The organism is Riemerella anatipestifer, assembly GCF_009663465.1.
GTDB classification, from domain to species: Bacteria; Bacteroidota; Bacteroidia; order Flavobacteriales; family Weeksellaceae; genus Riemerella; species Riemerella anatipestifer_C.
This window is the reverse complement of record NZ_QXHU01000001.1, coordinates 31,787-58,576: the sequence shown is the minus strand read 5'-3', so window position 1 is coordinate 58,576 and position 26,790 is coordinate 31,787. Positions and strand designations below refer to the sequence as shown.

General features: G+C 34.4%; 24 protein-coding genes and 1 tRNA gene. 12 read left to right on the top strand and 13 right to left on the bottom strand.

Annotated elements, in window-relative coordinates:
- Positions 1-51: 51 nt before the first annotated feature.
- From nhaA to D1003_RS00220, 5 genes are read right to left on the bottom strand one after another with little or no spacing between them, the layout of a single operon-like run.
- Positions 52-1,386, bottom strand: a complete 1,335-nt coding sequence (gene nhaA, locus D1003_RS00240) for a Na+/H+ antiporter NhaA (RefSeq protein WP_153935254.1) — start codon at positions 1,384-1,386, stop codon at positions 52-54.
- 26 nt (positions 1,387-1,412) lie between these two features.
- A complete protein-coding gene (locus D1003_RS00235; protein ID WP_153935253.1) occupies positions 1,413-3,620 on the bottom strand; it encodes a bifunctional (p)ppGpp synthetase/guanosine-3',5'-bis(diphosphate) 3'-pyrophosphohydrolase in 2,208 nt (735 codons plus the stop codon).
- A 39-nt stretch (positions 3,621-3,659) separates the two neighbouring features.
- Positions 3,660-6,236, bottom strand: a complete 2,577-nt coding sequence (locus D1003_RS00230) for a DNA gyrase/topoisomerase IV subunit A (RefSeq protein ID WP_153935252.1) — start codon at positions 6,234-6,236, stop codon at positions 3,660-3,662.
- A 2-nt stretch (positions 6,237-6,238) separates the two neighbouring features.
- Positions 6,239-6,733 (bottom strand): hypothetical protein, encoded by a 495-nt coding sequence (locus D1003_RS00225; RefSeq protein WP_153935251.1) that lies wholly within the window; start codon positions 6,731-6,733, stop codon positions 6,239-6,241.
- A gap of 14 nt (positions 6,734-6,747) precedes the next feature.
- Positions 6,748-8,604 carry a DNA topoisomerase IV subunit B gene (locus D1003_RS00220; protein WP_153935250.1) on the bottom strand — a complete coding sequence of 619 codons (1,857 nt, stop codon included), beginning with the start codon at positions 8,602-8,604 and terminating at the stop codon, positions 6,748-6,750.
- A 253-nt stretch (positions 8,605-8,857) separates the two neighbouring features.
- Here D1003_RS00220 and D1003_RS00215 point away from each other — a divergent pair, with 253 nt between their 5' ends.
- The 5 genes from D1003_RS00215 to D1003_RS00195 all read left to right on the top strand — a co-directional run bounded on the left by D1003_RS00215 (position 8,858) and on the right by D1003_RS00195 (position 12,608).
- Complete coding sequence (locus D1003_RS00215) at positions 8,858-9,160, top strand: hypothetical protein (RefSeq protein ID WP_153935249.1); 303 nt, start codon at positions 8,858-8,860, stop codon at positions 9,158-9,160.
- Complete coding sequence (locus tag D1003_RS00210; protein ID WP_004919039.1) at positions 9,160-9,438, top strand: cell division protein ZapA; 279 nt, start codon at positions 9,160-9,162, stop codon at positions 9,436-9,438. Before D1003_RS00215 ends, D1003_RS00210 begins: the two co-directional genes overlap by 1 nt.
- Before the next feature lie 263 nt (positions 9,439-9,701).
- The gene (gene rny, locus D1003_RS00205; protein WP_153935248.1) at positions 9,702-11,276 is read left to right on the top strand and encodes a ribonuclease Y; all 1,575 of its coding nucleotides are present in this window, start codon (positions 9,702-9,704) and stop codon (positions 11,274-11,276) included.
- Positions 11,277-11,404: 128 nt separating this feature from the next.
- Entirely contained in the window at positions 11,405-11,734 is a 330-nt protein-coding gene (locus tag D1003_RS00200) for a translation initiation factor (protein WP_153935247.1), read from the top strand.
- A gap of 19 nt (positions 11,735-11,753) precedes the next feature.
- Positions 11,754-12,608 (top strand): nucleoside phosphorylase, encoded by an 855-nt coding sequence (locus D1003_RS00195; RefSeq protein WP_004919047.1) that lies wholly within the window; start codon positions 11,754-11,756, stop codon positions 12,606-12,608.
- Positions 12,609-12,718: 110 nt separating this feature from the next.
- On the opposite strand, the gene D1003_RS00190 is transcribed toward D1003_RS00195, so the two are convergent.
- The 3 genes from D1003_RS00190 to D1003_RS00180 form a co-directional block, all read right to left on the bottom strand.
- Positions 12,719-14,839: a S46 family peptidase gene (locus D1003_RS00190; RefSeq protein WP_409347761.1), complete on the bottom strand. Its 2,121-nt coding sequence runs from the start codon at positions 14,837-14,839 to the stop codon at positions 12,719-12,721.
- Positions 14,840-14,919: 80 nt separating this feature from the next.
- The gene (locus D1003_RS00185) at positions 14,920-15,351 is read right to left on the bottom strand and encodes a DUF4268 domain-containing protein (protein WP_014938570.1); all 432 of its coding nucleotides are present in this window, start codon (positions 15,349-15,351) and stop codon (positions 14,920-14,922) included.
- Positions 15,352-15,432: 81 nt separating this feature from the next.
- Positions 15,433-15,509, bottom strand: a tRNA-Arg gene (locus D1003_RS00180).
- A gap of 44 nt (positions 15,510-15,553) precedes the next feature.
- Between D1003_RS00180 and D1003_RS00175 the strand changes: the two genes are divergently transcribed.
- Both D1003_RS00175 and purB read left to right on the top strand, forming a co-directional pair.
- Positions 15,554-16,600 (top strand): ABC transporter substrate-binding protein, encoded by a 1,047-nt coding sequence (locus D1003_RS00175; RefSeq protein ID WP_185148318.1) that lies wholly within the window; start codon positions 15,554-15,556, stop codon positions 16,598-16,600.
- An 83-nt stretch (positions 16,601-16,683) separates the two neighbouring features.
- Positions 16,684-18,111 (top strand): adenylosuccinate lyase, encoded by a 1,428-nt coding sequence (purB, locus tag D1003_RS00170; protein ID WP_004919857.1) that lies wholly within the window; start codon positions 16,684-16,686, stop codon positions 18,109-18,111.
- A gap of 105 nt (positions 18,112-18,216) precedes the next feature.
- On the opposite strand, the gene D1003_RS11130 is transcribed toward purB, so the two are convergent.
- The 4 genes from D1003_RS11130 to D1003_RS00150 all read right to left on the bottom strand — a co-directional run bounded on the left by D1003_RS11130 (position 18,217) and on the right by D1003_RS00150 (position 21,121).
- Complete coding sequence (locus D1003_RS11130) at positions 18,217-18,693, bottom strand: hypothetical protein (RefSeq protein ID WP_260393256.1); 477 nt, start codon at positions 18,691-18,693, stop codon at positions 18,217-18,219.
- 311 nt (positions 18,694-19,004) lie between these two features.
- The gene (locus tag D1003_RS00160; protein WP_153935244.1) at positions 19,005-19,814 is read right to left on the bottom strand and encodes an AraC family transcriptional regulator; all 810 of its coding nucleotides are present in this window, start codon (positions 19,812-19,814) and stop codon (positions 19,005-19,007) included.
- Entirely contained in the window at positions 19,807-20,313 is a 507-nt protein-coding gene (locus tag D1003_RS00155; RefSeq protein WP_153935243.1) for a manganese efflux pump, read from the bottom strand. The genes D1003_RS00160 and D1003_RS00155 overlap by 8 nt, the downstream gene beginning before the upstream one ends.
- A 61-nt stretch (positions 20,314-20,374) precedes the next feature.
- The gene (locus D1003_RS00150; RefSeq protein ID WP_153935242.1) at positions 20,375-21,121 is read right to left on the bottom strand and encodes an SDR family NAD(P)-dependent oxidoreductase; all 747 of its coding nucleotides are present in this window, start codon (positions 21,119-21,121) and stop codon (positions 20,375-20,377) included.
- A 177-nt stretch (positions 21,122-21,298) separates the two neighbouring features.
- Between D1003_RS00150 and metG the strand changes: the two genes are divergently transcribed.
- Positions 21,299-23,332: a methionine--tRNA ligase gene (metG, locus tag D1003_RS00145; RefSeq protein WP_153935241.1), complete on the top strand. Its 2,034-nt coding sequence runs from the start codon at positions 21,299-21,301 to the stop codon at positions 23,330-23,332.
- Between the two features lie 384 nt (positions 23,333-23,716).
- Here metG and D1003_RS10995 read toward each other — a convergent pair whose 3' ends face one another.
- The gene (locus D1003_RS10995) at positions 23,717-23,863 is read right to left on the bottom strand and encodes a hypothetical protein (RefSeq protein WP_185148317.1); all 147 of its coding nucleotides are present in this window, start codon (positions 23,861-23,863) and stop codon (positions 23,717-23,719) included.
- Between the two features lie 130 nt (positions 23,864-23,993).
- Here D1003_RS10995 and D1003_RS00140 point away from each other — a divergent pair, with 130 nt between their 5' ends.
- The 4 genes from D1003_RS00140 (at position 23,994) to D1003_RS00125 (ending at position 26,578) form a co-directional block, all read left to right on the top strand.
- Positions 23,994-25,190 carry a pyridoxal phosphate-dependent aminotransferase gene (locus D1003_RS00140; RefSeq protein WP_153935240.1) on the top strand — a complete coding sequence of 399 codons (1,197 nt, stop codon included), beginning with the start codon at positions 23,994-23,996 and terminating at the stop codon, positions 25,188-25,190.
- 115 nt (positions 25,191-25,305) lie between these two features.
- Positions 25,306-25,938, top strand: coding sequence for a peroxiredoxin (locus tag D1003_RS00135; RefSeq protein WP_153935239.1), 633 nt, complete (start codon positions 25,306-25,308; stop codon positions 25,936-25,938).
- 79 nt (positions 25,939-26,017) lie between these two features.
- Entirely contained in the window at positions 26,018-26,326 is a 309-nt protein-coding gene (locus D1003_RS00130; protein ID WP_079208281.1) for a co-chaperone YbbN, read from the top strand.
- Positions 26,327-26,329: 3 nt separating this feature from the next.
- Positions 26,330-26,578: a DUF6952 family protein gene (locus D1003_RS00125; RefSeq protein ID WP_014938865.1), complete on the top strand. Its 249-nt coding sequence runs from the start codon at positions 26,330-26,332 to the stop codon at positions 26,576-26,578.
- Positions 26,579-26,790 lie beyond the last annotated feature (212 nt).

Genomic DNA, 26,790 nt, shown 5'->3' with positions numbered 1-26,790 from the left:
AACTTTATTCTCTGATTGACAAAATATCTTAATTTAATAATACAAAAAAATCTATTTCTCTTCCTTATTAGTGTTTAGAATAAGATAACCTACAATTCCACCAATGAGAGAAGCTATAATAATCCCCATTTTAGCCTCTGGAACATACTCTGGATGTAATTTAGTATCAAATGCTAGTTCTGTAATAAATAAAGACATTGTAAATCCTATAGAAGCTAAAAAAGCAACTCCTAACAAATTTTTCATAGATAATCCTTCTGTTTTTTTAACTATTTTCAGTTTTATCAAAGCACCTAATAATCCAAATATACCTAAGACTTTTCCAAGTAATAATCCTAAAATAACTCCAATAGTAACTAAACTCAATCCGTTATCAAAAGAGATAGGAATAGCCGCATTACATAATGCGAAAATAGGCATCACAATAAAACTCACAAAGCTATGCATACCATGCTCTAAACGCTGAGAAGGTGGTATAGTTTCTCTCGTTAAATCATGCATATCCTCCACTACACGAATTTGCTCGTCGGTTAAATCTTCCTGTTTCTCGTCGGGGTCTATACCTAGAAACTTATCTCTGAGTTCTCTCATTTTATAGACAAAATAACTTTCGTTTACCCTTGCATTAGCAGGAATAGCAAAAGCTGCTAAAACGGCTGCGATGGTAGCGTGTACGCCTGACATCAAGAAGCAAAGCCAAACTCCACCTATTCCCAATATAGCATAGTGAATGATACTTTTAACGCCCATTTTATTAGAGAAAAGCATTAGTGCAAAAATACCAAGTCCTAGACTTAGATATCCCATATGTAGCTCATTGGTATAAAATATAGCGATTACCAAAACGGCTCCTAAATCATCTACAATAGCTAAAGCCGTTAAAAATACCTTTAATGGCAGAGGAACTTTATTTCCCAATAGATACATTACTCCTAATGCAAAAGCAATGTCTGTTGCCATAGGAATTCCCCAACCGTGTGCAGCATCTGTACCATTATTAAAGAAGGTATAAATAAGAGCAGGAAAAATCATTCCTCCAATAGCTGCTATGATTGGGAGCATTGCTTTTTTAGGAGAAGCTAACTCTCCATTGGTAAGCTCTCGTTTAAGCTCCAACCCTACTACAAAGAAAAATATAGCCATAAGCCCATCATTTATCCAATGATGTAATGATAGATCTAAAGAATATTTTCCAAAACTAATAGCGATATGCTGATGCCAAAAATGTTCATATTCTTCACTCCATTCAGAATTAGCGAAAAATATCGCAATTAAAGCCGCAATAAATAATACAATACCCCCAGTGGTAGATTTACTAATAAACTTGTTTACTGGTTTTAAAATGTACTTATCTGCTGGAGTTAAATGAATTTTAGGTTGTTCCATAGAATGTTTTTATCTTTTTTATCAAATTAAACTCTTTTTACACTAGTTACCCCTTCTATTTTTCTAAGATGCTTAATGGTTTCTTCTAGTTGGTCTTTACTTTTAACTTCTAGGCTTATTTGCCCTGTAAAAATCCCATCGGTAGATTCTATGCTAAAGCTCCTCATGTCAATACTCATCGCATTGGTAATGATTTTGGTAATATCATTTATCATTCCCATTCTATCCAAGCCTTCTACCTGTACTTTAACACGATTACTAAAGCTCTCGGCATTTACCCATTTTGCAGTTAAAACACGATAATCATAGTTAGCTCGTAGATTTACAGCGTTGGGGCAGTTATCATTATGCACCTTGATACCATCAGAAATGGTTAAAAAACCAAATATCTTATCTCCAGGCACTACTGTACAACATTTAGCAAAAGTATGGTTGAGTTTTTCTTCGTCTTTACCAAAAACTATTAAATCGAGATTCTGATGAGAATTTTCCTCTCTTATATTTTGAGATTTGGTTGGGATTTTTCGGAATTTTTGAAGAAGTGATGAGAAGATACTTTTTCTTTCTGAATATCTTTTTAAATCGCCAATATCTAGGCTACCATCGTGAAATTTAAGAAATAATTCTTGTGAAGTCTTAAGTGCGAAATATTTTTGTAGATTATTAACTTCCTCCTCACTAAATGCAATTTTTGCACTTTTCAGTTTTCTTTGTAAAATTTCTTTTCCTTCTGCAACACGCTGATTTCTTTCTATATTTAGAGCATTCTTAATCTTTGATTTAGCTTTAGAAGTTACTACAAAATCTAGCCAATCTTGTTTCGGTCTTTGGTTATTGGAAGATAAAATTTCTATTTGATCTCCATTTTTTAACACATAGCTAATAGGAACTAATTTACCATTGATTTTAGCTCCTAAACATTTCATACCCAAATCTGTATGCACAGAAAATGCAAAGTCTAAAGCCGTAGCATTTTTAGGTAAAATAGTAACCTCCCCTTTTGGAGTGAAAACAAAAACTTCTTTAGAATAAAGATTGAGTTTAATATCGTCTAACAATTCAGAAGTACTCATTGTTTCTTGGTTTTCAAGCACTTCTCTTATTTGGGTTACCCATTGCTCAAAATTGGTATCATCACTATTTCGTTTGAAGCCTTCTTTGTATTTATAATGAGCAGCCACCCCTTTTTCGGCAATTTCGTCCATTCTTTCAGAACGAATTTGAACTTCTATCCATTTGTTATCAGGCCCTAATACCGTGAGGTGAAGACTTTCATACCCAGTGGAACGAGGAGCAGAAATCCAATCTCGCATTCTTTGAGGGTTACTCTTGTAAAGGTCCGTAACAATGGAATAGATTTTCCACGCCAAAAATTTCTCGTTTTTAAGGTCGGATTTGTATATGATTCTAATAGCATAATTGTCATAAACCTCCTCAAAGCCTACATTTTGCTTTAGCATTTTTCTATAAATGGAGCTAATAGCTTTGGTTCTTCCTTTTATTTTAAAGTTGAGACCTTCTTTGGATAAATATTCTGAAACCTCATGCTTAAACTCTTCTAAATAGCCTTCTCTTTGTTCTTTAGCTAAATCTAATTTACTTGTAATTTCTGTATAAACTTCAGGATTATTATACTTTAGGGACAAATCTTCTAACTCAGATTTAATATTATAAAGTCCTAGCCTGTGAGCCAATGGAGCATAGATATAAACCGTTTCGGAAGCTATTTTTTTCTGTTTGTCTGGACGCATACTATCTAACGTCCTCATATTGTGCAGACGGTCTGCTATTTTAACCAAAATAACCCTAAAATCTTCGGATAGTGTAAGCAATAGCTTTCGGTAATTTTCGGATTGTATAGAAATATTTTGGTTGTTCATCACCGAAATTTTCGTTAATCCATTAACGATACTTGCTATCTTTTCACCGAATATTTTTTTGATGTCTTCGTAGGTATAATCGCTACCTTCTATAACATCGTGCAATAAAGCACAAGCAATAGAAGTTGCTCCCAAACCTATCTCTTCGGCAACTATCTTAGCTACAGCAATTGGATGGTAAATATATGGCTCACCTGTTTTTCGCCTCTGATCTTTGTGTGCATCTAGTGCTATATCGAAGGCTTTACGAATGAGCTTATTTTGCTCCTCGTTGAGAGTTCTGTAAGTACTGGAAATTAAATCCTTATACCTTGCCAAAATCTCTTTATTTTCTTTTTCTAAATCGTAAACCATATATTTTTACTTTAAATATAAACATTTGTATATATACTTCTAGCCACCAAACAAATCTCCTATAATACCTTCTTCTGGTATATCGTCTGAATCATTTTGTTGCTCTCTTTCTTCTATTTCGAGTTCTTCCTCCTTCTCCTCTCTTTCTGGAATAGTAATATTGATAGCCTTTACTTTTTCCTTAATAAACTGATTACCCATTGCTTTAATCCCTTTAATAGCGATAAATTCATCTATATCAATAGTTTCAGGAGCTTTTTCTTTACCTGTCTTGTCTTTTCCAAAGATGATTTCTGCAGTACAACCGTCTTGAACTCCCACAAATTCAATAAAGGATTTTGGGTGTTCACTAGGCATAAACCCTTGAGGATTAAGTGTATTATCTAATAAAAATCTCTTAATGAAATAGATTTCCTTCTCGCCATCATAGTAGATGCAAGTGATAGGTTGGTCTGGTCTCCATTTTTCAAGCACTAGATACTCATCATCAAAACGATTCATCAAGTCAAAAGTCATTAGCTTAGCTTCACCTTTAGTATTGATGGTAAGTATCTTATCATCTCCTTTGAAACTACCTAATAATGTACCTCTTGCATCAGCATTAAGCCTTCTTACTGTTTCATCAAACCATATCTTCCTAGGTGCTAACGTAGAAACGCCTTCTTCTTTCAAATCTACCTTTTTTACAGCATATTTGGTAACCAGATTTCCTCTAGAATTTCTACCCTTAATCGCTAAATCTGAAAAATCTATCTCTATTTTATTTTTTCGTATTCTAGCATTAGGTTTTAAAAGAACCGTTACTACCTCTGCTTCGCCATTAGGATTGGCAGAAAAATAAAGCACTTCTGAACCTTTAGCTTCTGATGCTAAAGGATATTCGGTATTTCTTGTGATGGAGGTTACGGAAAACCTTTTCATATAATAAGGTCCCGTTTTGCCCTCTCGGTAAATCATATTATAAACAGTGCGTTTATCATTTTTCTTCCAAACGCCTGTGTGTATAATATCTTTGCCCACAAAAGTTTTGGGTTCTACCTTGGTTACCTGCATTACGCCGTCTTTTCTGAAGGTAATAATATCGTCTATATCGGAGCAATCAAACACATACTCGTCTTTTCGGAGTGATGTTCCTATAAAGCCCTCTGCCCTATTAACATAGAATTTTTCGTTAGCTACGGCTACTTTTGTGGCATCAATAGTATCAAAAACTCTAAGTTCTGTTCGGCGTTCTTTATCTTTACCAAACTTCTTTTTAATATTGAGGAAATAATTGATGGCATACTCTACCAAATGAGCTAAGTGATGCTTAACTTCCTCCATTTTACCTTCAAGAGCAGCAATGTTTTCTAATGCTTTATCTCTATCGTATCTAGAAATACGCATAAACGGCAGCTCTGTAAGACGAATAATATCCTCGGTAACCACCTCTCTCATTAAGTTTTTAATGAAAGGTTGAAGGGCTAAGTTAATGGCTTCGTAAACCGCTTCTTTAGAATCTTTACCTTTAATCTCTTGGTAAATTTCGTTTTCAATAAAGATTCTTTCTAGAGAGGCAAAATGCCACTTGTCTTCCAGCTCTCCAAGTTCTATTTCCAATTCTCTTTTTAGAAGAGAAACGGTGTGGTCGGTATTTCTTTTTAAAATCTCCGAAACACTTAAGAACATTGGCTTATCGCCTACAATAACACAAGCGTTGGGTGAAATGGAAATTTCACAATCTGTAAATGCATACAAGGCATCTATCATCTTATCAGGCGAAACATCATTATTAAGATGAATATTGATTTCTACCTGGTCAGAAGTATTATCTTCTATCTTTTTGATTTTAATTTTTCCTTTCTCGTTAGCTTTGATGATACTGTCAATCAAGTCGCTAGTTGTTTTGGAAAACGGAAGCTCAGTAATACATAAAGTGTGCTTATCTTTTTGAACGATTCTAGCTCTAGCCCGTAACCTTCCGCCTCTTTCGCCATCGTTATAGTTGCTAACATCTAGCATACCGCCCGTCATAAAGTCTGGATAAAGCTGGAATTTCTTTCCTTTAAGATACGCAATAGATGCTTCTATCAGTTCATTAAAGTTATGTGGCATTACTTTAGTAGAAAGCCCTACTCCAATACCCTCCACGCCTTGAGCAAGGAGTAATGGGAACTTAACAGGTAAATCTATTGGTTCATTATTTCTGCCGTCATAAGATTTTACCCAATGGGTGGTTTTTGGGTTGAATACAACCTCCAATGCAAATGGCGTTAATCTCGCTTCTATATACCTTGCAGCGGCAGCGGAGTCGCCAGTATAGACATTTCCCCAGTTACCTTGTGTGTCTATAAGAAGTTCTTTTTGACCAATCTGAACCATTGCATCTGTAATGGAAGCATCACCGTGAGGGTGATATTTCATCGTATTTCCCACGATGTTAGCAACTTTATTGTAACGACCGTCTTCTAACTCCTTCATAGAGTGCATAATCCTCCTCTGTACAGGTTTGAAACCATCAAAAATAGAAGGAATGGCACGGTCTAATATTACATAAGATGCGTAATCTAAAAACCAATCTTTATATAATCCTGAAACTTTTTTCAGTGTTTCTCCTTTCTGATATTGTTCTTCCATTACTATTTTATATCTCTATTGTTAGAGTTTTCTTGATTTAATTTTATGGTTCTGTTAAGCGATAGCTTTAAATCTTTTACTTCTCTGTTGCTAAGGTAAGATATGTCATATTTAAGTACCGTTAGGTTACCCTTCTTACTCTTTATTTTTACATATAATTTTCTAAATAAAAATGTATCAATTATGTCATAAGAAACCAATTTATACTTAGGAAACTCATCTCTAGCATCTTTGCCAAGAAAAGCAATGATATTTCTATTTTGAAAATTAAGAGTTTCGCCATCACTATCATATTCAAAAAATTGTCGCCCTTTGATATAAAATACAAAGTACAAAAAAAATGAAAAACCTATAATTCCAACAGCAGTAGATTTGGCGAAAATATATATACCTTTACTGTGTAACACAAAAATACCAACACCAATTACCAAAGCTATATTTGCTAAAGTAAACATAAACTGACTATAAGAAATTTTTTTCTTGCTACTTAATCTCATACCATAATAGTTCTTTAGCCTTCCATTACTTCTTCTACGACTAGATTTTCTAAAATAAACTGCTGTCTATCAGGTGTATTTTTACCCATATAAAATTCTAGAATTTGGTCTATAGTTTGGTCTTTACCTATTACCACAGGCTCAAGTCTAATGTCTTTACCTATAAAGTGTTTAAATTCCTCTGGAGAGATTTCTCCAAGACCTTTAAATCTAGTGATTTCAGGATTTTTACCAAGTTCATTTAGTGCTTTTATACGCTCTTCTTCTGTGTAGCAATAACGCGTTTCTTTCTTATTCCTTACCCTAAACAATGGCGTTTGTAAGATATATAAATGTCCATTTTTAATTAAATCAGGGAAAAACTGAAGAAAGAAAGTAATCATCAATAATCTAATGTGCATTCCGTCCACATCGGCATCAGTGGCAATAATGACTTGATTGTATCTTAAATCTTCTAAACTTTCCTCTATATTAAGTGCGGCTTGTAAAAGGTTGAACTCCTCGTTTTCGTACACTACTTTCTTGGTAAGTCCGTAGCAGTTAAGAGGTTTCCCTTTGAGAGAAAACACGGCTTGAGTTTCCACATCTCTAGACTTAGTGATAGACCCTGATGCAGAATCTCCCTCCGTTATAAAAATCTGAGTTTCTGATTTTCTATCGGCTTTTTGCTCATTGTAGTGTTGCCTACAATCTCTTAGCTTTTTATTGTGTAAGGATACCTTTTTTGCTCTTTCTCTAGCGAGTTTTTGTATTCCAGAAAGCTCTTTTCTTTCCCTTTCAGAAACCAAAATTTTCTTGTGAACCGCTTCGGCAACCTCTGGATTTTTATGTAGAAAATTATCTAGTTTGGTCTTAAGAAAATCTATTACAAAAGTTCTTACAGTTGGACCTTGTGGACCAATATCATTAGAACCTAACTTGGTTTTGGTTTGAGATTCAAAAACAGGCTCTTCTACATTTATAGAAATTGCTGCAATAATGGATTTTCTGATGTCCGAAGCATCAAAGTTTTTATTGAAAAATTCTCGTATTGTTTTTACATAGGCTTCTCTAAAGGCATTAAGGTGCGTTCCACCTTGTGTGGTATTTTGCCCATTAACAAATGAAAAATAAGTTTCTGTTTGGGACTTATCCGAGTGAGTAATGGCAACCTCTATATCATCACCCTTAAGGTGTACAATTGGGTAAAGTGTTTGGCTTTCCATTTCCTCTTCCAGCAAATCCTTCAGTCCATTTTCGGAGAAATAAGTTTCTCCATTAAAAATAATTTTAAGACCTGGGTTTAGATAGGCGTAATTTCTAAGCATACGCTCGATGTACTCTTTTCTGAATTTATAATTCAAAAATATTTCAGCATCCGGGATAAAGGTAATTTCAGTCCCATTTCTATCACTAGAGTCTTCTTCTGGAAAATTCTCCGTAATGTTACCTCTGCAAAATTCAGCCACTTTAGTCTTATTATCTCGTACCGATTTTACCCTGAAATATTCCGATAAAGCATTAACCGCTTTAGTACCTACTCCGTTAAGTCCTACCGATTTTTTAAACGCCTTACTGTCATACTTTCCTCCAGTATTCATTTTAGAAACAGCATCCACCACTTTCCCTAAAGGAATACCCCTTCCATAATCTCGGATTTGGACTTTTCTATCATCTAGCTTGATTTCTATCCTTTTACCAGCTTTCATTCTGAACTCGTCTATGGAGTTATCTAGAATTTCTTTTAATAAAATATAGATACCATCATCAGCCGACGAGCCATCTCCCAATTTCCCAATATACATACCTGGACGAAGCCTAATATGCTCCTGCCAATCGAGGGTTCTGATGTTGTCTTCAGAATAATTAACCTGTTGTAACGCTTCACTCATAAATAAGCCTCTATTTTTAATGTAAAAAACAATAACCTACAAATTTAAGCAAACCTATTTTAAAAGAAAAATTTTCAACAAAAGTATTTTCCACGATTCTTATAAAACTCAAACAATCAAAATATTAAAGGATTTAAAGCCTCAAGGTACATCAATACAAGTTTTGAGAAGGAATTAAAAAAGTAAAAAAATCCTTTAGTAGGCGAAGTTTTTTTTATACTTTTGTGTCAAGGTTAGAACACATCCTGAGGGTATGCTAAAAGAGATAGAAAATCATTTTTCAGAAGTTGAACGGAAGATAATCCATTTAAAAAATGATTATCAAAAACTTAAAGATGATTATTCGGTGCTTTTAGAAAATTACAATGAAACGAAAAGGAAGTTAGATGCAGAAAAAAAAGCTCATCAGGAATTGTTGGAAAAATATAAAGAAATAAAATTAGTTTCTGCAATATCGGGTAATCCCAACCATAATAGATTGATGAAAAACCATATCAATAGACTTATTAAGGAAATAGATGCTTGTATTGCACAACTTCAAAATAAAGGCTTGTAATGGAAGTGCGTAGAATCAATATCAATATAGCCGGTAGAAGATACCCACTTAATGTACCTGCCGACGAAGAAGAAACACTCCGTAAGGTAGGAAAGCAAATAGAAATGATGATTAAGGAGTTTGAAACTAATTTTAATGTTCAAGATAAACAAGATGTTTTGGCAATGTGTGCATTAAAGCTAGGTACTAATGCAGAAGTCGCCAAACAAAATGGAGAGAATAATATAGAAACTGTCCAAAAGAGATTAAGTTATCTTAATCAACTATTGGACGAATAAAAAACAATAATTTAGGATACGGAAATACTTTTCCTCATTATTGTGTGAAATTTTGCCTACAACTGTTCTAACACTAATTAAGGTAAACTCAACGCTAAACTAATACTGGGTAAATGCTTGCTAGATGGCGTGCCGTTTTATCACGGATTACAAATAGTAAGACTTAACCTGAATCGTGTTGATTAGGAGTTTACTCTTTTAATCTTACAAGAATGGTTGTAGGTTTTTTTATGGAAAAAAGTTAAAAATTAAATATATATAAAATGGAAACAGTAGTTTTAATCATCAGTATACTCGGCAGTCTTGTAGTGGGGACTGCTATAGGATTTGCTTTTGCTAAAAGCTCATTAAACTCTAAGGCAAAATTCATCGTGGAAGATGCCAAGAAAAACGCAGAGAATTTAATAGAAAAGGCTAAAGTAAAGGCTGAAAGTATAAAGCAAGAAAAAAACATACAAGCTAAAGAACGCTTTTTAGAGCTCAAAACAGAACATGATGCTCACATACAGCAGAGAGAAAAGAAAATGCAGGAGGTTGAAAAAAGAGTAAGAGATAAAGAGCAAAAACTAAATGACGAACTAAGCAAAGTAGGCAAATTAGAAAAAGATTTAGACAAGAAACTTAATGACCTTTCTAGAAAAGAAGAACAACTAGAAAAGAAGCAAGAAGAACTTAGTATTGCTATTACTAAAAAAGTAGAACTTTTAGAAAAAGTTTCGGGTTACTCTGCTGAAGAGGCTAAAGAAGAGCTAGTAGAAACCATGAAATCTGAAGCTAAGACCAAAGCTCAGTCTTATGTTCAGAACATTATGGAGGAAGCTCAACTTAATGCAAAGAACGAAGCTAAAAAAATAGTAATCCAAACTATCCAAAGAATAGGAACAGAACAAGCTATAGAAAATTCGGTATCTGTATTTAATATAGAATCCGATGATGTTAAAGGGAGAATTATTGGTAGAGAAGGGAGAAATATCCGTGCTTTAGAAGCAGCTACAGGTGTAGAAATTATAGTAGATGATACACCAGAGGCTATCCTTTTATCTTGTTTTGACCCTGTGAGAAGAGAAATTGCAAGACTATCTCTCCACAGATTAGTTACAGATGGCAGAATTCACCCTGCAAGAATTGAAGAAATTGTAGAAAAAACAAGAAAGCAAATAGAAGAAGAAATTATAGAAGTTGGTAAGAGAACTATTATAGATTTAGGAATACACGGTTTACACCCAGAGCTCGTAAAAATAGTGGGTAGAATGAAGTACCGTTCTTCTTATGGTCAGAATTTATTACAACACTCTCGCGAGGTTGCCAATATAGCAGCAACTATGGCGGCAGAGCTAGGTCTTAATGTGAAATTAGCTAAGAGAGCTGGTTTATTACACGATATAGGTAAAGTTCCAGAACAAGAGTCTGAGCTTCCTCACGCTTTATTAGGTATGCAATGGGCTGAAAAGTTTGGAGAAAATCCAGAAGTTGTAAATGCCATAGGTGCACACCACGACGAAATAGAAATGACCTCTCTCCTCTCTCCTATTATCCAAGTGGCAGACGGAATTTCAGGTGCAAGACCTGGAGCGAGAAGACAAGTGCTAGAGTCTTATATCCAAAGATTAAAAGATTTAGAAGCAGCAGCATTAAGTTTTGAAGGAGTGTCTAGTGCTTATGCTATCCAAGCAGGTAGAGAGCTTAGAGTGATGGTAGAAAGTGCTAAAGTAAATGATAGCGTAGCTGCTCAACTTTCTTATGATATTTCAGAGAAAATTCAAAATGAACTGACTTATCCAGGTCAAGTAAAAATCACTGTAATTAGAGAAACTAGAGCCGTTAATATCGCACGATAGACATTAACTGTTTTATATACAAAAATCCAAACTTAATAACTAGGTTTGGATTTTTTCTTTATGAAGAACTGCAAAAAATCACTTCCAAAATAGCATTAGAATTAAGAACAAATTACTACCTTTGAAACATGGATTTAAGAGACCAACTAAAGAACCTTTTTCCTGACCATATAGAGCAAGACTTTGAAATTGAAGAGGAGCCGGAAACTTCTATTCAAAAAGAGCCTCTCATCTGTAAATATGAAAAAAAAGGGAGAAATGGTAAGCCTGTAACTCTGATAGAAGGCTTTGAAGGTAATGATGATGAACTAAAACAAATTTCTAAAAAAATTAAAACAACTTTAGGAATAGGTGGCTCCGAAAAAGACGGCATTATCATTATACAAGGCGACAACAGGGATAAGATAATGGATATTCTTAAAGAAATGGGATACAAAACAAAACGAGTAGGAGGATAAAAATAAAAAATATATAATTATGCTTAATAAGTTAGCTGCATCAGAACTGGTGCTTAATGAAGACGGAAGTGTGTATCACCTTAATTTACTTCCAGAGGATATTGCAGAAAAAATAATTTTGGTAGGAGACCCAGACCGTGTTCCTAAGGTTTCTAAATATTTTGATAAAATAGAAATCAAAAAGAACAAAAGGGAATTCTATACACATACAGGAACGCTTAGAGGGGAAAGAATTACGGTGATGTCATCAGGTATCGGTACTGAGAATATAGACATCGTAATGAATGAGCTAGATGCCTTGGTAAATATTGATTTGAAAAATAAAGAATTCAAGTCAGAGCATACTGCGTTACAGTTGTTCCGTTTAGGAACTTGTGGTAGTGTAAACCCTGATATAGAGGTAGATAATATGCTGGTAACTCAAAATGTGGTGGGACTTGACGGTTTGTTACATTTCTACCAAGACTATCAGTTTGAAAATGAATTTTCTAGAAATTTCTTAGAAAAGTTCCCTTATGAGAAAATAAAATCAATGCTTTATTTTTCAGACTGGGCAGAAGATATTTCAGATTATTACAAAGATGCCAAATACCACGGAAACACCGCTACTTTCCCTGGATTCTATGCTCCACAAGGAAGGCAGCTAAGGCTTAAAGCCGTAGATGAAAACTTCTTAGAAACCCTTAACGATTTAGGAGTTTCTAACTTTGAGATGGAAACTTCCGCAATCTATGGTCTATCAAAGCTACTTGGTCATAAAGCTCTTACCGTGAACTGTGTAATTGCCAACCGCCGTAGAGGTGAGTTTTCTGCTGACCACCACACTTCAGAAAAAAATATGATAGAATGGGTATTGGATAGAATTATTAAATAATTTAGTTAGATACCCGTTGAATTAAAAAAGGAAAAGATTGTCCATGCATTTAATTAAAAATGTATGATTTTTAATTAAATACGTGGACAATCTCATTCAAAATTACAGAATTATTTTATAATTTTCATTTCGTCTAAAAGCCATTTAGCATTAGCGAATTTATCGACAATAAATAGAATATATTTAGTATCCACCATAATATTTCTACTGAATTTAGGATCGTAATTGATGTCGCTCATCGTGCCTTCCCATTGGCGGTCAAAATTAAGTCCTATCAAATTACCATAAGCATCTAACGCTGGGCTTCCAGAGTTACCTCCCGTGGTGTGATTGGTCGCTGTAAAATTAACAGGCACCTCTCCTGTTTCATCTTTGTAAATGCCATAATCTTTGTTTTGATAAAGATTGATAAGACGAGTAGGAACATCAAATTCATAATCTCCTGGGATATATTTCTCCATAATCCCCGAAGTGTGAGTCTTATATCCGTAATATACAGCATCTCTAGGATTAGAGCCTTGCACCGTTCCGTAAGTTACCCTAAGTGTAGAGTTAGCATCTGGGAAGAATTTTCTATCCTTATCCGTCGCCATTTGCTGCGCCATAAAGGTTTTAAGCTGAGCATCTATTTGGGTTTGATATTCATTAAACTTAGACTGAGTTCCCTGTACATAAGTTGTTTGCAGCATAGCCAACACTCCTAAAAGTGGGTCAGCATTAAGCTCTTTTACTAAAGCCTCTTTATTCTGAAATACCTTGTCTAAATCAGACGTTACATAAGCTCTGTTAAGTGATTTTCTTCCTGTAATTACCGAGTTTTTACTCCATTCTTCTATGACTTTAAGATTAGTATCTTCATTTTTAAATTCTTCAAACCCTTTAGGAAGAAATTCCGCAGGTGTCTTGTTGGTATATAAAGCCAATAGTTTTGCCGTTACTTTAGCATCTAATGCACCATCGTAATCTTTATAAAAAGATTTTAAACTCTCAAAAAACTTAGGTTCTATATTCTTACCTTTCTCTACATTAAACAGATAATCTAGATAGCGATTAGCTAGATTAAGTGTTTCTGCATTCCTTAAAAGTTCGTTATAATAGGCTCTATTCAATGCATAGGCAGATTGCTCTGTATAAAGTCTATTAAGCTCATCTATGGTTTTCTTTATTTCAGGGTTCTTTTTGATGAGTTCCGCTTCATACGCTCGTTTTTTATCCACCGCTTTAGACTTTTTAAGTCCTTCCACCTCACCTATCCATTTTTTCCAATAGTTGGCTACCGAGGCATATTTAGAAGCATACTTTATTCTTGTTGCATCATCTACACGCATTTTTTCGTCCAAAGTTTTAAGAGCGACCTCTCTCATAGAAATCATTGCAGGGTCTATCTCTTTCATAATTTTTTCCACAGCGATAGATGGTAGATATTCCTGCGTTCTGCCTGGGAAACCAAATACAAAAGTAAAATCGTTTTCTTTTTTATCCTTAATAGAAATTGGTAAAAAATGCTTTGGTTTGTATGGAACATTATCTTTAGAATACTCTGCAGGTTTGTTATTTTTATCTGCATAAACACGGAACATAGAGAAATCTCCCGTATGTCTAGGCCAAACCCAGTTATCTGTATCGCTACCAAACTTACCAATAGAAGACGGTGGAGCCCCTACCAAACGAACATCTTTAAAAGTTTCTATAACATAAGCATAATATTGGTTACCGTAATACACAGGCTTCACCACAATATGCTGATAAGGCTCTAGTTTAAATGACTTCTTTAAAGCCTCTATATTGTCCTTGATATTTTGCTCAGAAAGGTTTGGGTTTCCTTTTAAAACTTCGTTGGTTACATTTTTAATATCCACGATAAAATCTACAGTTACCCCAGGATTAGGCAACTCTTCTCCTATATTTTTAGCCCAAAAACCATCTTTTAGGTAATCTTTTTCTACACTAGAGTGAGATTGTATCTGCCCATAACCACAGTGATGATTGGTAAGAATGAGCCCTTTAGGAGAAATAACTTCCGCAGTACACCCTCCGTTGAACTGTACTACCGCATCTTTAATACTAGGTTTTTCTGGATTGAAGATATCTTTTGCAGATATTTTCATCCCTAGTTTTTTCATTTCTTTTTCATTGAGTTCTGTAGGCATCCACATTCCTCCATATTGCTGTGCAAACGCCATTACAGCAGGCAGTACTACGGCAGATAGTATCAGAGGTTTCTTTATCATTTTAATCATTATTAAAAAATTTGCCCTAAAAATAAGAAAAATGAAAAAACCAACCTAATTTATAAAATAACTATTCTTACTCAAATATCTTTTATAAAGTCTTCGTATTCATAAAATATAGTTTCAAATGCCGTCATTTTTTCTACAAAAAACTCAAATATTTTTTGCCAACTTCCTTTATTAAAAATACTTACGCCATCACACTCTACCCACACTCGGCTAATTTCTTTACCATTATCTAAATATAATGTTTCTTCAAAAAAAGCCTCCTCACCAAGAGCTTCATCTAAAATAGATTGTAAAGATTGTATTTTCTCAAAGTAAGCATTTCTGAAAAGTTCCTCCTTCATCTCTATATCTAAGCACACCATTGCTTTTTTATTATCAGCAAAAAACTTAAATGAGAAGTCTTTAATTTTGGTATTATATAGAAGCCATTTTCTAGGAAAAGATTTCCCAAAGGCAATCCAGAATTCTTTTTTGAGTTGTGCTGCTTCTTGTTTGCTAAACATATTGTGTTTTTATTTTATTGGCACTAAATTTAGGACAATCTAATTTTGTTATAAATAAAAAACCGCCCTAAAAAAGGCGGTTGGTGAACGCGAAGGGAGTCGAACCCCTAACCTTCAGAGCCGTAATCTGATGCTCTATCCAATTGAGCTACGCGTCCGTTTTGAGTTTGCAAATATAGAAAATTTTTTATTATTTTTGAAAATGAAAACACATTTTTTTATTCTCATAAGCAGTTTAGCTCTTATATCTTGTAAAAAAGAAGCTAATGATTTTTCAAAAGAACAAGTTGTTATTTCAAAAAACACTTATTATCAAGAAGATAATAATAAAGTAATCATCAACACAAAAAACCTTTCCTCCGAAATCCCCGCCGCCAAATTACCATTAAAAAAAGTAGTTTTATTAAGTTCTTCTATGTTAGGCTATATGTTAGAACTAGGTTTAGAGAGCCATATCATTGGTATTTCTAGTAAGGAATATGTCTATTCCGAAAAGGTAAAAGCACTTATCCAATCTAAAAAAATACACGCCGTAGGCAACGAGCAAAAATACAACATAGAAAAAATCATCAGTTTAAAACCCGATGCTATAATTACTAATCATATCCCTAATTTTGAAAACACCTATGACTTGCTCCGAAAAAACAACATAGAAGTCATCTTCCTAAACGAGTATCTAGAAAACGAACCACTAGAAAAAACCGCTTATCTAAAAATTTTCGGAAAGCTATTCGGTATTGAGAAACAGGCTTCTGAACGCTATTTAAACATCAAACAAAACTATGACCATTTAAAACTTCAAGCACAGAAAACACTACATAAACCTCAAGTCCTTTGTAATGAAATCTATGGCAACCAATGGTTCTTACCAGGAAACAAGACCTTTGCTGCCAAATACTTTAACGATGCAGGAGGCAATTATATATTCAACGATTTGGATAAAGACCAATCTGTACCTTTAAGTTTTGAGGAAGTTTATGCTAAATCAAAACAAGCTGAATATTGGGTCAATCTTTCCAATTATCAATACAAAAAGGAATTATTAGCGATAAATCCGTCTTATTCTAAAATGGACATCTTCAAAAAAGGAAAACTTTATAACATCGCCAAAAGACAAAAAGGCAAAGCCAACGATTACTTTGAAAGTGGTGTTGTAAGAGCCGATTTAGTTTTAAAAGACTATATTAAAATCTTCCACCCTGCTTTACTTCCTAAAGACACTCTTACTTATATGAATGCTTTAAAGTAAAGCACAAACATATAACTCTCTAATAAATAAAACAATTCAATTTTTAAAAATTTCCTTATTTTTGTGAAAGTAAAAAAGTAAAGATGAATACCTACAAAAACCCTTTAGAAGAACGCTATTCTAGCGAAGAGATGCTTTTTAATTTCTCTCACGACAACAAATTTCAAAATTGGAGAAAACTATGGATTGCTCTAGCCGAAATAGAAAAGGACTTAGGTCTAGACATTTCCGAAGAGCAAATCAATCAAATGAAAGACAAGGCTAAAGATATAGATTATACCAAAGCCGCCGAATACGAAAAGCGCTTCCGCCACGATGTAATGGCTCACGTGCACACCTACGGAGATGTAGCGCCACTAGCCAAGCCCATTATCCACTTAGGAGCTACTTCGGCTTTTGTGGGCGACAATACGGATTTAATCCAAATGCGAGACGGACTCCTTATCCTTAAAAAAAAGCTAGTTAATGTAATTAAAGGCTTGTCCGACTTCGCCTTAAAGTACAAAGATTTACCAACTTTAGGCTTCACTCACTTCCAACCCGCACAGCTAACTACCGTGGGCAAAAGAGCCACCCTTTGGCTACAGTCTTTAATTCTAGATTTTGAAGAACTAGAATTCTTCTTAGACACACTTCGTTTCAGAGGAGTAAAGGGTACGACAGGAACTGCGGCTAGTTTCCTAGAGCTTTTCAACGGAGATTACGAAAAAGTGAAAACACTTGACAAAGAGCTATCCAAAAGATTCGGGTTTGATAAAGTTTTTGGCGTTTCTGGACAAACCTACGACAGAAAAATAGACGCTAAAGTAGTGGCTTTATTATCCAACATCGCCCAATCGGCTCACAAATTTACTAACGATTTAAGACTGTTACAAAATCTAAAAGAGATTGAAGAACCTTTTGAGAAAGACCAAATTGGTTCATCGGCAATGGCATATAAGAGAAACCCGATGCGTTCGGAGCGAATAGGGGCTTTGGCTAAATATGTAATGTCGCTATCTTCTAGTTCTGCAATGGTGGCTGCAACGCAATGGTTTGAAAGAACCCTAGACGACTCGGCTAACAAAAGACTAAGCATTCCACAAGCCTTCCTTGCGGTAGATGCTATCTTATTGATTTGGAACAACATTATGAACGGACTGGTAGTTTACGAAAACAGAATCAACAAGCATATTATGGAGGAGCTTCCTTTTATGGCTACCGAGTACATTATTATGGAAGAAGTAAAGGCTGGAGGCGACAGACAGGAAATCCACGAAATCATCAGAGTTCACTCTATGGAAGCGAGCAAAAAGGTGAAAATGGAAGGTAAGGATAACGATTTGATAGAAAGAATAATGAACGATAATAGCTTAAAGCTAGACAAATCAAAACTTGCAGAAGTTTTAGACCCTAAAAACTTTATTGGATTTGCGCCTATACAAACCGAAGAATTTATCAAAAATGAAGTTCAGCCAATATTAGATAAATATTCGGATATGGTGGGATTAAAGGCAGAACTGAAAGTTTAAAATAGTATCCGTAGAAGTTTAGTTTACATAAGGTCTAAAAGTGAGGCTTAGTGTAAAGCCTAAATTCTAAATAAATCCTCCCTCACTAAACAAAAAAATACTACCCTATCCCAAGAGTAGTATTTTTTTATTATTGATGCACCAACGCTCTGCAAACCCTGCAACCTCAACATTACTCCCTTTAGGGTCTATTTTTGAACCCACAACCTCTAATTTTAACCCTACAACCTCAACATTACTCCCTCTAGGGTCTATTTTTGAACCTACAACCTCTAATTTTAACCCTGCAACCTCAATATTACTCCCTCTAGGGTCTATTTTTGAACCTACAACCTCTAATTTTAACCCTGCAACCTCAACATTACTCCCTCTAGGGTCTATTTTTGAACCCACAACCTCTAATTTTAACCCTACAACCTCAATATTACTCCCTTTAGGGTCTATTTTTGAACCTACAACCTCTAATTTTAACCCTGCAACCTCAATATTACTCCCTTTAGGGTCTGTTTTTGAACCTATAATCTCTAATTTTAACCCTGCAACCTCAATATTACTCCCTCTAGGGTCTATTTTTGAACCCACAACCTATAGGAACAGCTTGTCTTGTTGCTCAAAACCAACATTGGTACTCACTCTATATCCGCCATACACTTGGGTATCTGGTGGTAAGGCAAGTCATTTGGTTTTAATGCTTTCAGCAGATTGTTTGTAATTGCCTTTTTTAATAAAACAGGTCAATAATACAAGGCTCTGCGATATTCATTACAATGCGATACTCAACAGAGCTGCATTTTTATGTTTTAGATACATTTAGCAATCGGTCGGGGTATTGTCGAAAGCATAGCTTCTTAGCACCTAACTTCAATAAAATACCTCTTCAGAAGAATATCTTATTAGCTGTGTTTTTTTTCTATTTCCGAAGGATTTACCCCAAATTCTGCTTTGAAACTTCTTGAAAAATGAGAGAAATTTATAAAACCTACATCGTCATAAATTTCATTAGGCTTTTTGCCTTGTTTTGATATTAAAAAATAGGCTAAATCTAATCGCTTTTTGATAAGCCATTTGTTAGGGGTTTGGTTGAAAATTTTCTGAAAATCTCTTTTAAATGTTGAAATACTCCTACCCGTAAGTTTTGCAAATTGCGCCAACGGAATATTGTGCATATAATTTTTGTTCATATACGCTTCCAAGTCAATTTTAAAATCTTCTTCAAAATTGAAAAGTAAATTTTGAATTGTGGCATACCGAAGCAAAAGTTCAATAATCTCAAAAGTTTTAATAGTCGCTAAATTATCGGTAAGTGCCTCTTGACATTCAAAATAGGGAAGCATAGAATCGAAAAAACCTTTTAAAAATGGGTCGGGTTGAAATATAAAATTAGGTTTTCCTAAATACTTTCCTTTGGGTAAAATATGATATTCTTTTGAATAATTATACAACATTTCTTTGGATAAAAAAATGCTGATACTCATAAAAGGCTTATTGTCTTGAGGGATTTTTTGTGTTTTTACTAATTGATTTTTTGACACAAAACCAATATCACCTTTGTTATACTGAATGGTTTCTACGCCATCGTTAATGAGCATTGTTCCATTTAAAACACAGACCAAAGCGTGGTCTTGAACAAAAGGTTCAAAGTTTTTTTTCTCTTGTGATATACAAGAAAACATAATATTAACTCGGGTTCTATCTTCAATCATTATTTTGGAATGATGATTTTAATTGTTCGTAATAAATTGTTGCTCTTTCTTTTGAAAAGTAATCTATTACCGCAAAAGCCATTCCGAATAATATTAAAGAAATAGCAATGGCTTTTAAATATATATTTTGTGTAAAATAAAGCAAGGCAATGGCTATAAGAAAACAAGCTAAACTAATAGCGATAGACATTGGGTATAAATATTGAAAATCATTTACACGTTTAATTTCGGTATTTATAAATTCTTTTGGGTTTTGTTCATATCTTTTTACAATTTCTTGTTTTTGTTTTCCGTTGGAATATATCATATTTACGCCTGTTATAGAAAAAAATAGACCTATAACCAACATCGGAATCAGCAATGCTTTTGCGGCTGGCGTATTCCCTAAAAAGTAAAATAGTAAAGCTGTTAAGATTAAGAAAAAACCAAATCCAAGTATAAATTTTCCCTCAAATATTTCTCCGTTATACCAATTGATGGTGTTTTGTATCATATCCATTTTTATTATTTTTTAATAGAAAGGCTGCCTAAAAGACAGCCAATTTAGGGATTTATTTTGATTATTTTGCATTATAACCACCATCAATACTCAATACAGTTCCTGTCATAAAAGGATTCTCATCTGATGCCAAAAAGAAAATTCCTTTTGCAATATCTTCAACTTCCCCTAAGCGTTTCATTGGATGCAATGCTTCAATTCCCGAAATATCATAAGTTCCAGAAGCAATTGCATTTTTCAAAATATCGGTTTTAATCGCTCCTGGTGCCACTGCATTTATACGAATATTTTGGGTAGCGTAATCCAATGCACCTCCTTTGGTTAAACCAACAACAGCGTGTTTAGAAGCGTTATATTGAGCGGTGCTTACTAACCCATTCAAACCAGCTATGGAAGCAAGGTTTACAATAGTTCCTCCACCTGTTTTCAGCATTGCTCTAATGGCGTGCTTCATCCCATAATAAACACCCATTACATTAGTTTCCAACATTTGCTTCAACTCATCCGATTCTGTATCAGCCAACAAAGCATTTCCTAAAGAAACGCCCGAATTATTCACCATAGAGTCTAATTTTCCAAATTTTTCTACCGTTTTGTCAATTACGTTTTTAACTTGTTCTTCTTGTGTTACGTCTAAAGGAAAGAAAGTTACCTCTGCACCTTCTTTTTTAAATGCTTCTAAAACCTCCGTTTCTTTGTTTGCATTTCTACTTGTAATAACAACATTGTATCCATTTTTTGCAAAATGTAAAGCCGTTGCTTTGCCAATACCTGTTGTTCCTCCTGTAATAATTACTGTCTTTGTCATTTTTTTATATTTTAAAATTATTCGACAAAATTAAAACAGCTTTAATGATATTGTTTTTCCGTAAAGTTCAAATTGTTTTTCTGTGAGGTTTGGAACAATATTTCAGCAAAATTACAGATAACGTCCTTATTATCGAATATCACAATAAAATTTTATCTTTGCAAAAAATAATTGAGAATGGCAGAGAGAAAGTTAATTACCGCAGCATTACCTTATGCTAATGGTCCCGTACATATAGGACACCTTGCTGGCGTGTACATACCGGCAGATGTTTACGCTAGATTCCAAAGAAGAACAGGCAAAGAGGTTGCCTTTATATGTGGGTCTGATGAACACGGCATTCCCATTACTATTAGAGCTAAAAAAGAAGGCGTAACACCTCAAGATATTGTAGATAAATACCACTTAATCATAAAAAAATCTTTTGAAGATTTAGGAATTTCTTTTGATGAATATTCCAGAACTACCAGTGCAAAGCACTACGAAACAGCCTCTGAATTTTTCCTTAAAATGTACGAGAACGGAAAGTTTACCGAGGAGGTTTCCGAACAGTTTTATGATGAACAAGCAGGAGAGTTCCTAGCCGATAGATACATCGTGGGGACTTGCCCAAAATGTAGTAATGACAATGCTTACGGCGACCAATGCGAAAAATGTGGCTCTACCCTTTCTCCTACGGAACTTCTCAATCCTAAATCTATGCTTAGTGGGAATAGCCCTGTGCTAAAACCTACTAAAAACTGGTATCTTCCGCTAAACGATTACGAAGGATTTTTGAACCAATGGATTATTGAAGGACACCAGCACGACTGGAAGCCTAATGTGTATGGGCAAGTAAAATCTTGGCTTAACGAAGGCTTAAAACCTCGTGCAATGACCAGAGACCTCAACTGGGGTGTGCCTGTACCATTGCCAAATGCGGAGGGCAAAGTGCTTTATGTTTGGTTTGATGCTCCTATCGGATACATTTCGTTCACAAAAGAATGGGCAGAAAAGAACAATAAAGATTGGAAAGACTATTGGCAGTCAGAAAATTCAGATTTAGTACATTTCATTGGGAAAGATAATATAGTCTTCCATTGTATTATTTTCCCTTCTATGATGAAGGCTCACGGCGACTACATTATGCCAAACAATGTCCCTGCATTTGAGTTTCTTAATCTAGAAAATGATAAAATTTCTACCTCTAGAAACTGGGCAGTGTGGGCTCACGAATATGTGGCAGACTTCCCTGGACAACAAGATGTGCTTCGCTATGCATTATTGTCGTCTGCTCCCGAAACTAAAGATAATAACTTTACTTGGAAGGAATTTCAAACCAAAAACAACTCGGAATTGGTGGGTATTTTAGGAAACTTTATCAACCGAGTAGCCGTGCTTACTCACAAATATTACAACGGGCGAGTGCCTAAAGGCAACACCAACGCAACAGAACTAGAGGAAATAAACAAAGCTGCAACAGAAATAAAAGACTATCTAGAGAAATTTGAGTTTAGAAACGCCCTGTCTGCACTTATGAATTTAGCGCGTTTTGGAAACCAATATCTACAAACCGAAGAGCCTTGGAAAACCATCAAAACTGATGAAGCCAAAACAGCCAACACCCTGTTTATAGGAACTCAAATTGCAGTAGCTTTAGCCCAACTGTCAGAGCCTTTTATGCCGTTCAGTTCGGAGAAATTGCTTAATATGTTTAATACTAAACTTTGCAACTGGTCTGAATTGGAGAACCAAAAAGTGCTTTTAGCAGAAGGACACCAAATTAACGAGCCAAGTTTACTATTCTCTAAAATAGAAGACGAAACCATAGAAGCTCAAATCCAAAAATTAGAGCAAACCAAAATCAATAATAAAAAAACAAACCCTAACGCCAAGCCAATGAAAGACGAGATTACTTTTGACGATTTCACCAAAATAGACTTAAGAACCGCTACCATACTAGAAGCCGAAAAAGTAGAAAAAGCGGATAAACTCCTCAAATTTAAGGTAGATACTGGGGTGGATATAAGAACTGTAGTTTCTGGTATCGCAGAGAGCTTTACACCTGAAGAATGTGTAGGCAAACAAGTGATGATTTTATTAAATCTAGCACCTAGAAAAATAAGAGGTATCGAAAGCCAAGGTATGCTACTGCTTACCACGAAGCCTGATGGCAAACTTTCTTTTGTTACGCCAGATGAGCCCGTAGATAACGGAGTAGAGATAGGATAAAACAACTAAAAGCAGATGGTTAACCATCTGCTTTTAGTATGACAAAAATTACTGATATTTAATTAACTTACCTATTTTTAAACAATGACAACCTTTAAATTATTGATAAACTGAACAATAATTAAAGTCGTTATGACACTACCCACAAAGTGTATAAGTTAAAAAGTTAGAGTTTTATAATCTAAAGTATAAATTGGTTAAGAACAATATCCCAATTATGGATTGGCATCGTCCATTTTTTAGTAGTTTCCTTTAGAGCAAGACATACTATTTCACCACTGCCTCATCAGTTGGTAATGACGTTTTATTTATAGTTTAAGTTTATTTTAAAATTTATAGTTATTTTGCAGTATAACTTAGTTTAAAGAAACTTTGTGCAAAAATTTAATTATTCACACAACCCTTTAAAGCATCTGCACCGAAATAAAATATAGCCAACCAAACTACTCCTTTTACAGTAAAGAAGATTAGCCCTCCCCATCCCACTCGTTTAAGCCATTTTTTAAATTTAGAATCAGAAGTGTTGTTCATTGTGAAGATATTTTTAGCAAAAATAATTATTTATTTTCATTTAATTTCGCTTTACATTTAAGCTATAAACTATAAATATGATGAAATGTTTAATCAAAATCCGTAATTTTGTTGCTAATAAAAATATACTATGAGCAAATTATCTAAACGAGTTGAAAGACTAAGCTATTCCCAAACCTTTGTAATGTCTAATAAAGCCCGTGCTATGAAAGCAGAAGGTATAGATGTTATTAGTATGACTTTGGGCGAGCCAGATTTTGATGTTCCTGAAAAAATAAAATTAGCCGCTAAAAAAGCTATTGACGACAACTATAGCCATTATTCTCCTATAACAGGATTTCTTGAACTTAGACAAGCTATTTGTAATAAGTTAAAAAGAGATAATAATTTGGATTACTCTCCTAGCCAAATTTGTGTTTCTACGGGAGCTAAACAGTCCATTTCTAATGTATTAGCCGCTCTTATAGACGACGAAGACGAAGTTATTTTACCTTCGCCGTATTGGGTGAGCTACGACGAAATGGTAAGAATGATGGGCGGAAATTCTGTTTTTATAGAAACTTCTATAGAAACTGATTTTAAGGTAACTCCTAAGCAAATAGAAGCTGCCATTACTCCAAAGACTAAAGCGATTTTATTTAGTTCGCCTTGTAATCCTTCTGGAAGTTTTTACACTTATGAAGAACTAGAAGCTATCGCTAATACTTTAGCTAAGTATCCAGAGATTGTGATAATTTCCGACGAAATTTATGAGTTTTTAAATTACGAAGGTAAACATACTTCTATTGCCGAATTTCCACAAGTGTTCAATCAGACGGTAGTCATTAATGGTGTTTCTAAGGCTTATGCTATGACGGGCTGGAGAATAGGCTACTCTGCTGCTCCGCAGTGGTTGGCATCTGCTTGCGACAAAATACAAGGACAAGTAACTTCTGGGGCTAATACCATTGCACAAATCGCTTCTATTACCGCATTAGAAATGCAACCTTCGGAATTACAACCTATGATAGATAAGTTTAAAGAAAGAAGAAACCTAGCTCATCAACTTATATCCGAAATACCAGGTTTTAAATGTAATCTGCCTAAAGGGGCATTCTATCTTTTCCCTGATGCTTCTTATTATTTTGGAAAAACTTTGGGAGATACCACCATCAATAACTCTGATGATTTTGCGATGTTCCTTTTAGAAAAAGCTCATGTGGCTACTGTTGGAGGCGTATCATTTGGAGATACCAACTGTATTCGTTTATCTTACGCCACTTCTGATGAACAGATAATAGAAGCGATGAAGCGTATCAAAGAAACTTTAGCAAAATATAATGTTTAACTCATAAATTCTTTTTAATTGATAGATATTAACTATCAATAATAGTATAATTCATTAACTGAATCTTTTTATCTTTGTAAAAGAAAATTTTAAAATAACTAAAAAATATAAAAATATGTCATTAGTAGGAAGACCTTTCCCAAACATTACAGTAGATGCAATATCTGAAATGGGAGATAATCTAAGAATTAACGTTCTAGAAGAAGCAACAAAAAACCAACAAAAAGTATTATTATTTTGGTATCCAAAGGATTTTACTTTTGTTTGTCCAACAGAATTACACGCTTTTCAAGAAGCTTTAGGTGAGTTTGAAAAGAGAAATACTAAAGTAATTGGTGCTTCTTGTGATACTAACGAAGTACACTTCGCTTGGTTAAACACACCTAAAGATAATGGTGGTATCGAGGGGGTTACTTACCCAATCTTAGCAGATACTCACAGACAACTAGCTAATGCTTTAGGAATTGTAGATCAAGACTTTGATTATGATGAAGAAGGTAATGAGATTCTTTCAGGGTCAAATGTAACTTACAGAGCTACTTACTTGATAGATGAAACAGGAAAAATATTCCACGAAGCAGTAAACGATATGCCTTTGGGTAGAAATGTAAAAGAATTTTTACGACTTATAGATGCCTATACTCACGTACAGAAGCACGGTGAAGTTTGCCCTGCTAACTGGGAAGAAGGTAAAGAAGCTATGAGTGCTGATAGAAAATCAACCGCTGAATATTTAGCAAAACACTAATAATAGTAATTTAGTAAAAAAAGAGGTTTGATTTTCTCAGGCCTCTTTTTTAGTACTTTTAACTTTAAAATATAATACAATGTATCAAGAATTAACAGAAGACCAACTTCAACAAATAGTAAACGAAAACGAAAAAGTAATGGTACAATATGGAGCTTCATGGTGTGGTAACTGCCGTATAATGAAGCCTAAATTTAAAAAATTAGCTTCGGAAAACGAAGATGTACCATTCTACTATGTAGATGCTGAAAAATTCCCAGAAAGCCGTAAACTAGCTAAGGTGGATAACCTGCCTACTTTTGCCGCTTTTAAAAATGGAACGTTGGTAAACCAAGTGCAAACCAACCAAGCAGAAAGCCTTAACAATTTGTTCAACGAAATTAAATAAGTTATGAAATTACCAATTATAAGACAATTCTATCAAAATAATACAGCTGAAAATTTAGCAGCAACACTGGAGGTTTTAGAATCTTATACCGAGTTTAGAGGCGTATCCGAAGAAGAAATGAATTTAATCGGCGAAATGATAACTAATATCTGTGGAGCTATGGAAGTACATCATAATGTACAAGAAGGTATGGCCGAAAAAGACGCCCTCAATAGCTTCGCACAAAAAGTAATGGGGTCTATAGATAGATAATATTCTCTTACTACCAATATTAAAAAACTGTCTTAGATATTTCAGAGACAGTTTTTTATTTCAAAAATATTTGCTTTATAGCCATATTTCTAGATGATATATTTTATATATAAAAAGTATGATGGTAATTACTTATATGAATATTGAGCTATAGAAAATTCTTTGTTTTAGAAATAAGTCTTCTTCCTCTATTCCTAATTCTGATACAATAA

Bases quoted from the DNA above. Each gene is read 5' to 3' on its own strand.
- D1003_RS00235 (WP_153935253.1), bottom strand. From the start codon at position 3,620: ATGGTTTACGATTTAGAAAAAGAAAATAAAGAGATTTTGGCAAGGTAT.
- nhaA (WP_153935254.1), bottom strand. From the start codon at position 1,386: ATGGAACAACCTAAAATTCATTTAACTCCAGCAGATAAGTACATTTTA.
- D1003_RS00225 (WP_153935251.1), bottom strand. From the start codon at position 6,733: ATGAGATTAAGTAGCAAGAAAAAAATTTCTTATAGTCAGTTTATGTTT.
- purB (WP_004919857.1), top strand. From the start codon at position 16,684: ATGAATACCTACAAAAACCCTTTAGAAGAACGCTATTCTAGCGAAGAG.
- D1003_RS00150 (WP_153935242.1), bottom strand. From the start codon at position 21,121: ATGACAAAGACAGTAATTATTACAGGAGGAACAACAGGTATTGGCAAA.
- D1003_RS00130 (WP_079208281.1), top strand. From the start codon at position 26,018: ATGTATCAAGAATTAACAGAAGACCAACTTCAACAAATAGTAAACGAA.
- D1003_RS00135 (WP_153935239.1), top strand. From the start codon at position 25,306: ATGTCATTAGTAGGAAGACCTTTCCCAAACATTACAGTAGATGCAATA.
- D1003_RS00215 (WP_153935249.1), top strand. From the start codon at position 8,858: ATGCTAAAAGAGATAGAAAATCATTTTTCAGAAGTTGAACGGAAGATA.
- D1003_RS00175 (WP_185148318.1), top strand. From the start codon at position 15,554: ATGAAAACACATTTTTTTATTCTCATAAGCAGTTTAGCTCTTATATCT.
- D1003_RS00210 (WP_004919039.1), top strand. From the start codon at position 9,160: ATGGAAGTGCGTAGAATCAATATCAATATAGCCGGTAGAAGATACCCA.
- D1003_RS00200 (WP_153935247.1), top strand. From the start codon at position 11,405: ATGGATTTAAGAGACCAACTAAAGAACCTTTTTCCTGACCATATAGAG.
- D1003_RS00230 (WP_153935252.1), bottom strand. From the start codon at position 6,236: ATGGAAGAACAATATCAGAAAGGAGAAACACTGAAAAAAGTTTCAGGA.
- D1003_RS00185 (WP_014938570.1), bottom strand. From the start codon at position 15,351: ATGTTTAGCAAACAAGAAGCAGCACAACTCAAAAAAGAATTCTGGATT.
- D1003_RS00155 (WP_153935243.1), bottom strand. From the start codon at position 20,313: ATGGATATGATACAAAACACCATCAATTGGTATAACGGAGAAATATTT.
- D1003_RS00220 (WP_153935250.1), bottom strand. From the start codon at position 8,604: ATGAGTGAAGCGTTACAACAGGTTAATTATTCTGAAGACAACATCAGA.
- rny (WP_153935248.1), top strand. From the start codon at position 9,702: ATGGAAACAGTAGTTTTAATCATCAGTATACTCGGCAGTCTTGTAGTG.
- D1003_RS00160 (WP_153935244.1), bottom strand. From the start codon at position 19,814: ATGATTGAAGATAGAACCCGAGTTAATATTATGTTTTCTTGTATATCA.
- metG (WP_153935241.1), top strand. From the start codon at position 21,299: ATGGCAGAGAGAAAGTTAATTACCGCAGCATTACCTTATGCTAATGGT.
- D1003_RS00125 (WP_014938865.1), top strand. From the start codon at position 26,330: ATGAAATTACCAATTATAAGACAATTCTATCAAAATAATACAGCTGAA.
- D1003_RS00140 (WP_153935240.1), top strand. From the start codon at position 23,994: ATGAGCAAATTATCTAAACGAGTTGAAAGACTAAGCTATTCCCAAACC.
- D1003_RS10995 (WP_185148317.1), bottom strand. From the start codon at position 23,863: ATGAACAACACTTCTGATTCTAAATTTAAAAAATGGCTTAAACGAGTG.
- D1003_RS00190 (WP_409347761.1), bottom strand. From the start codon at position 14,839: ATGATAAAGAAACCTCTGATACTATCTGCCGTAGTACTGCCTGCTGTA.
- D1003_RS00195 (WP_004919047.1), top strand. From the start codon at position 11,754: ATGCTTAATAAGTTAGCTGCATCAGAACTGGTGCTTAATGAAGACGGA.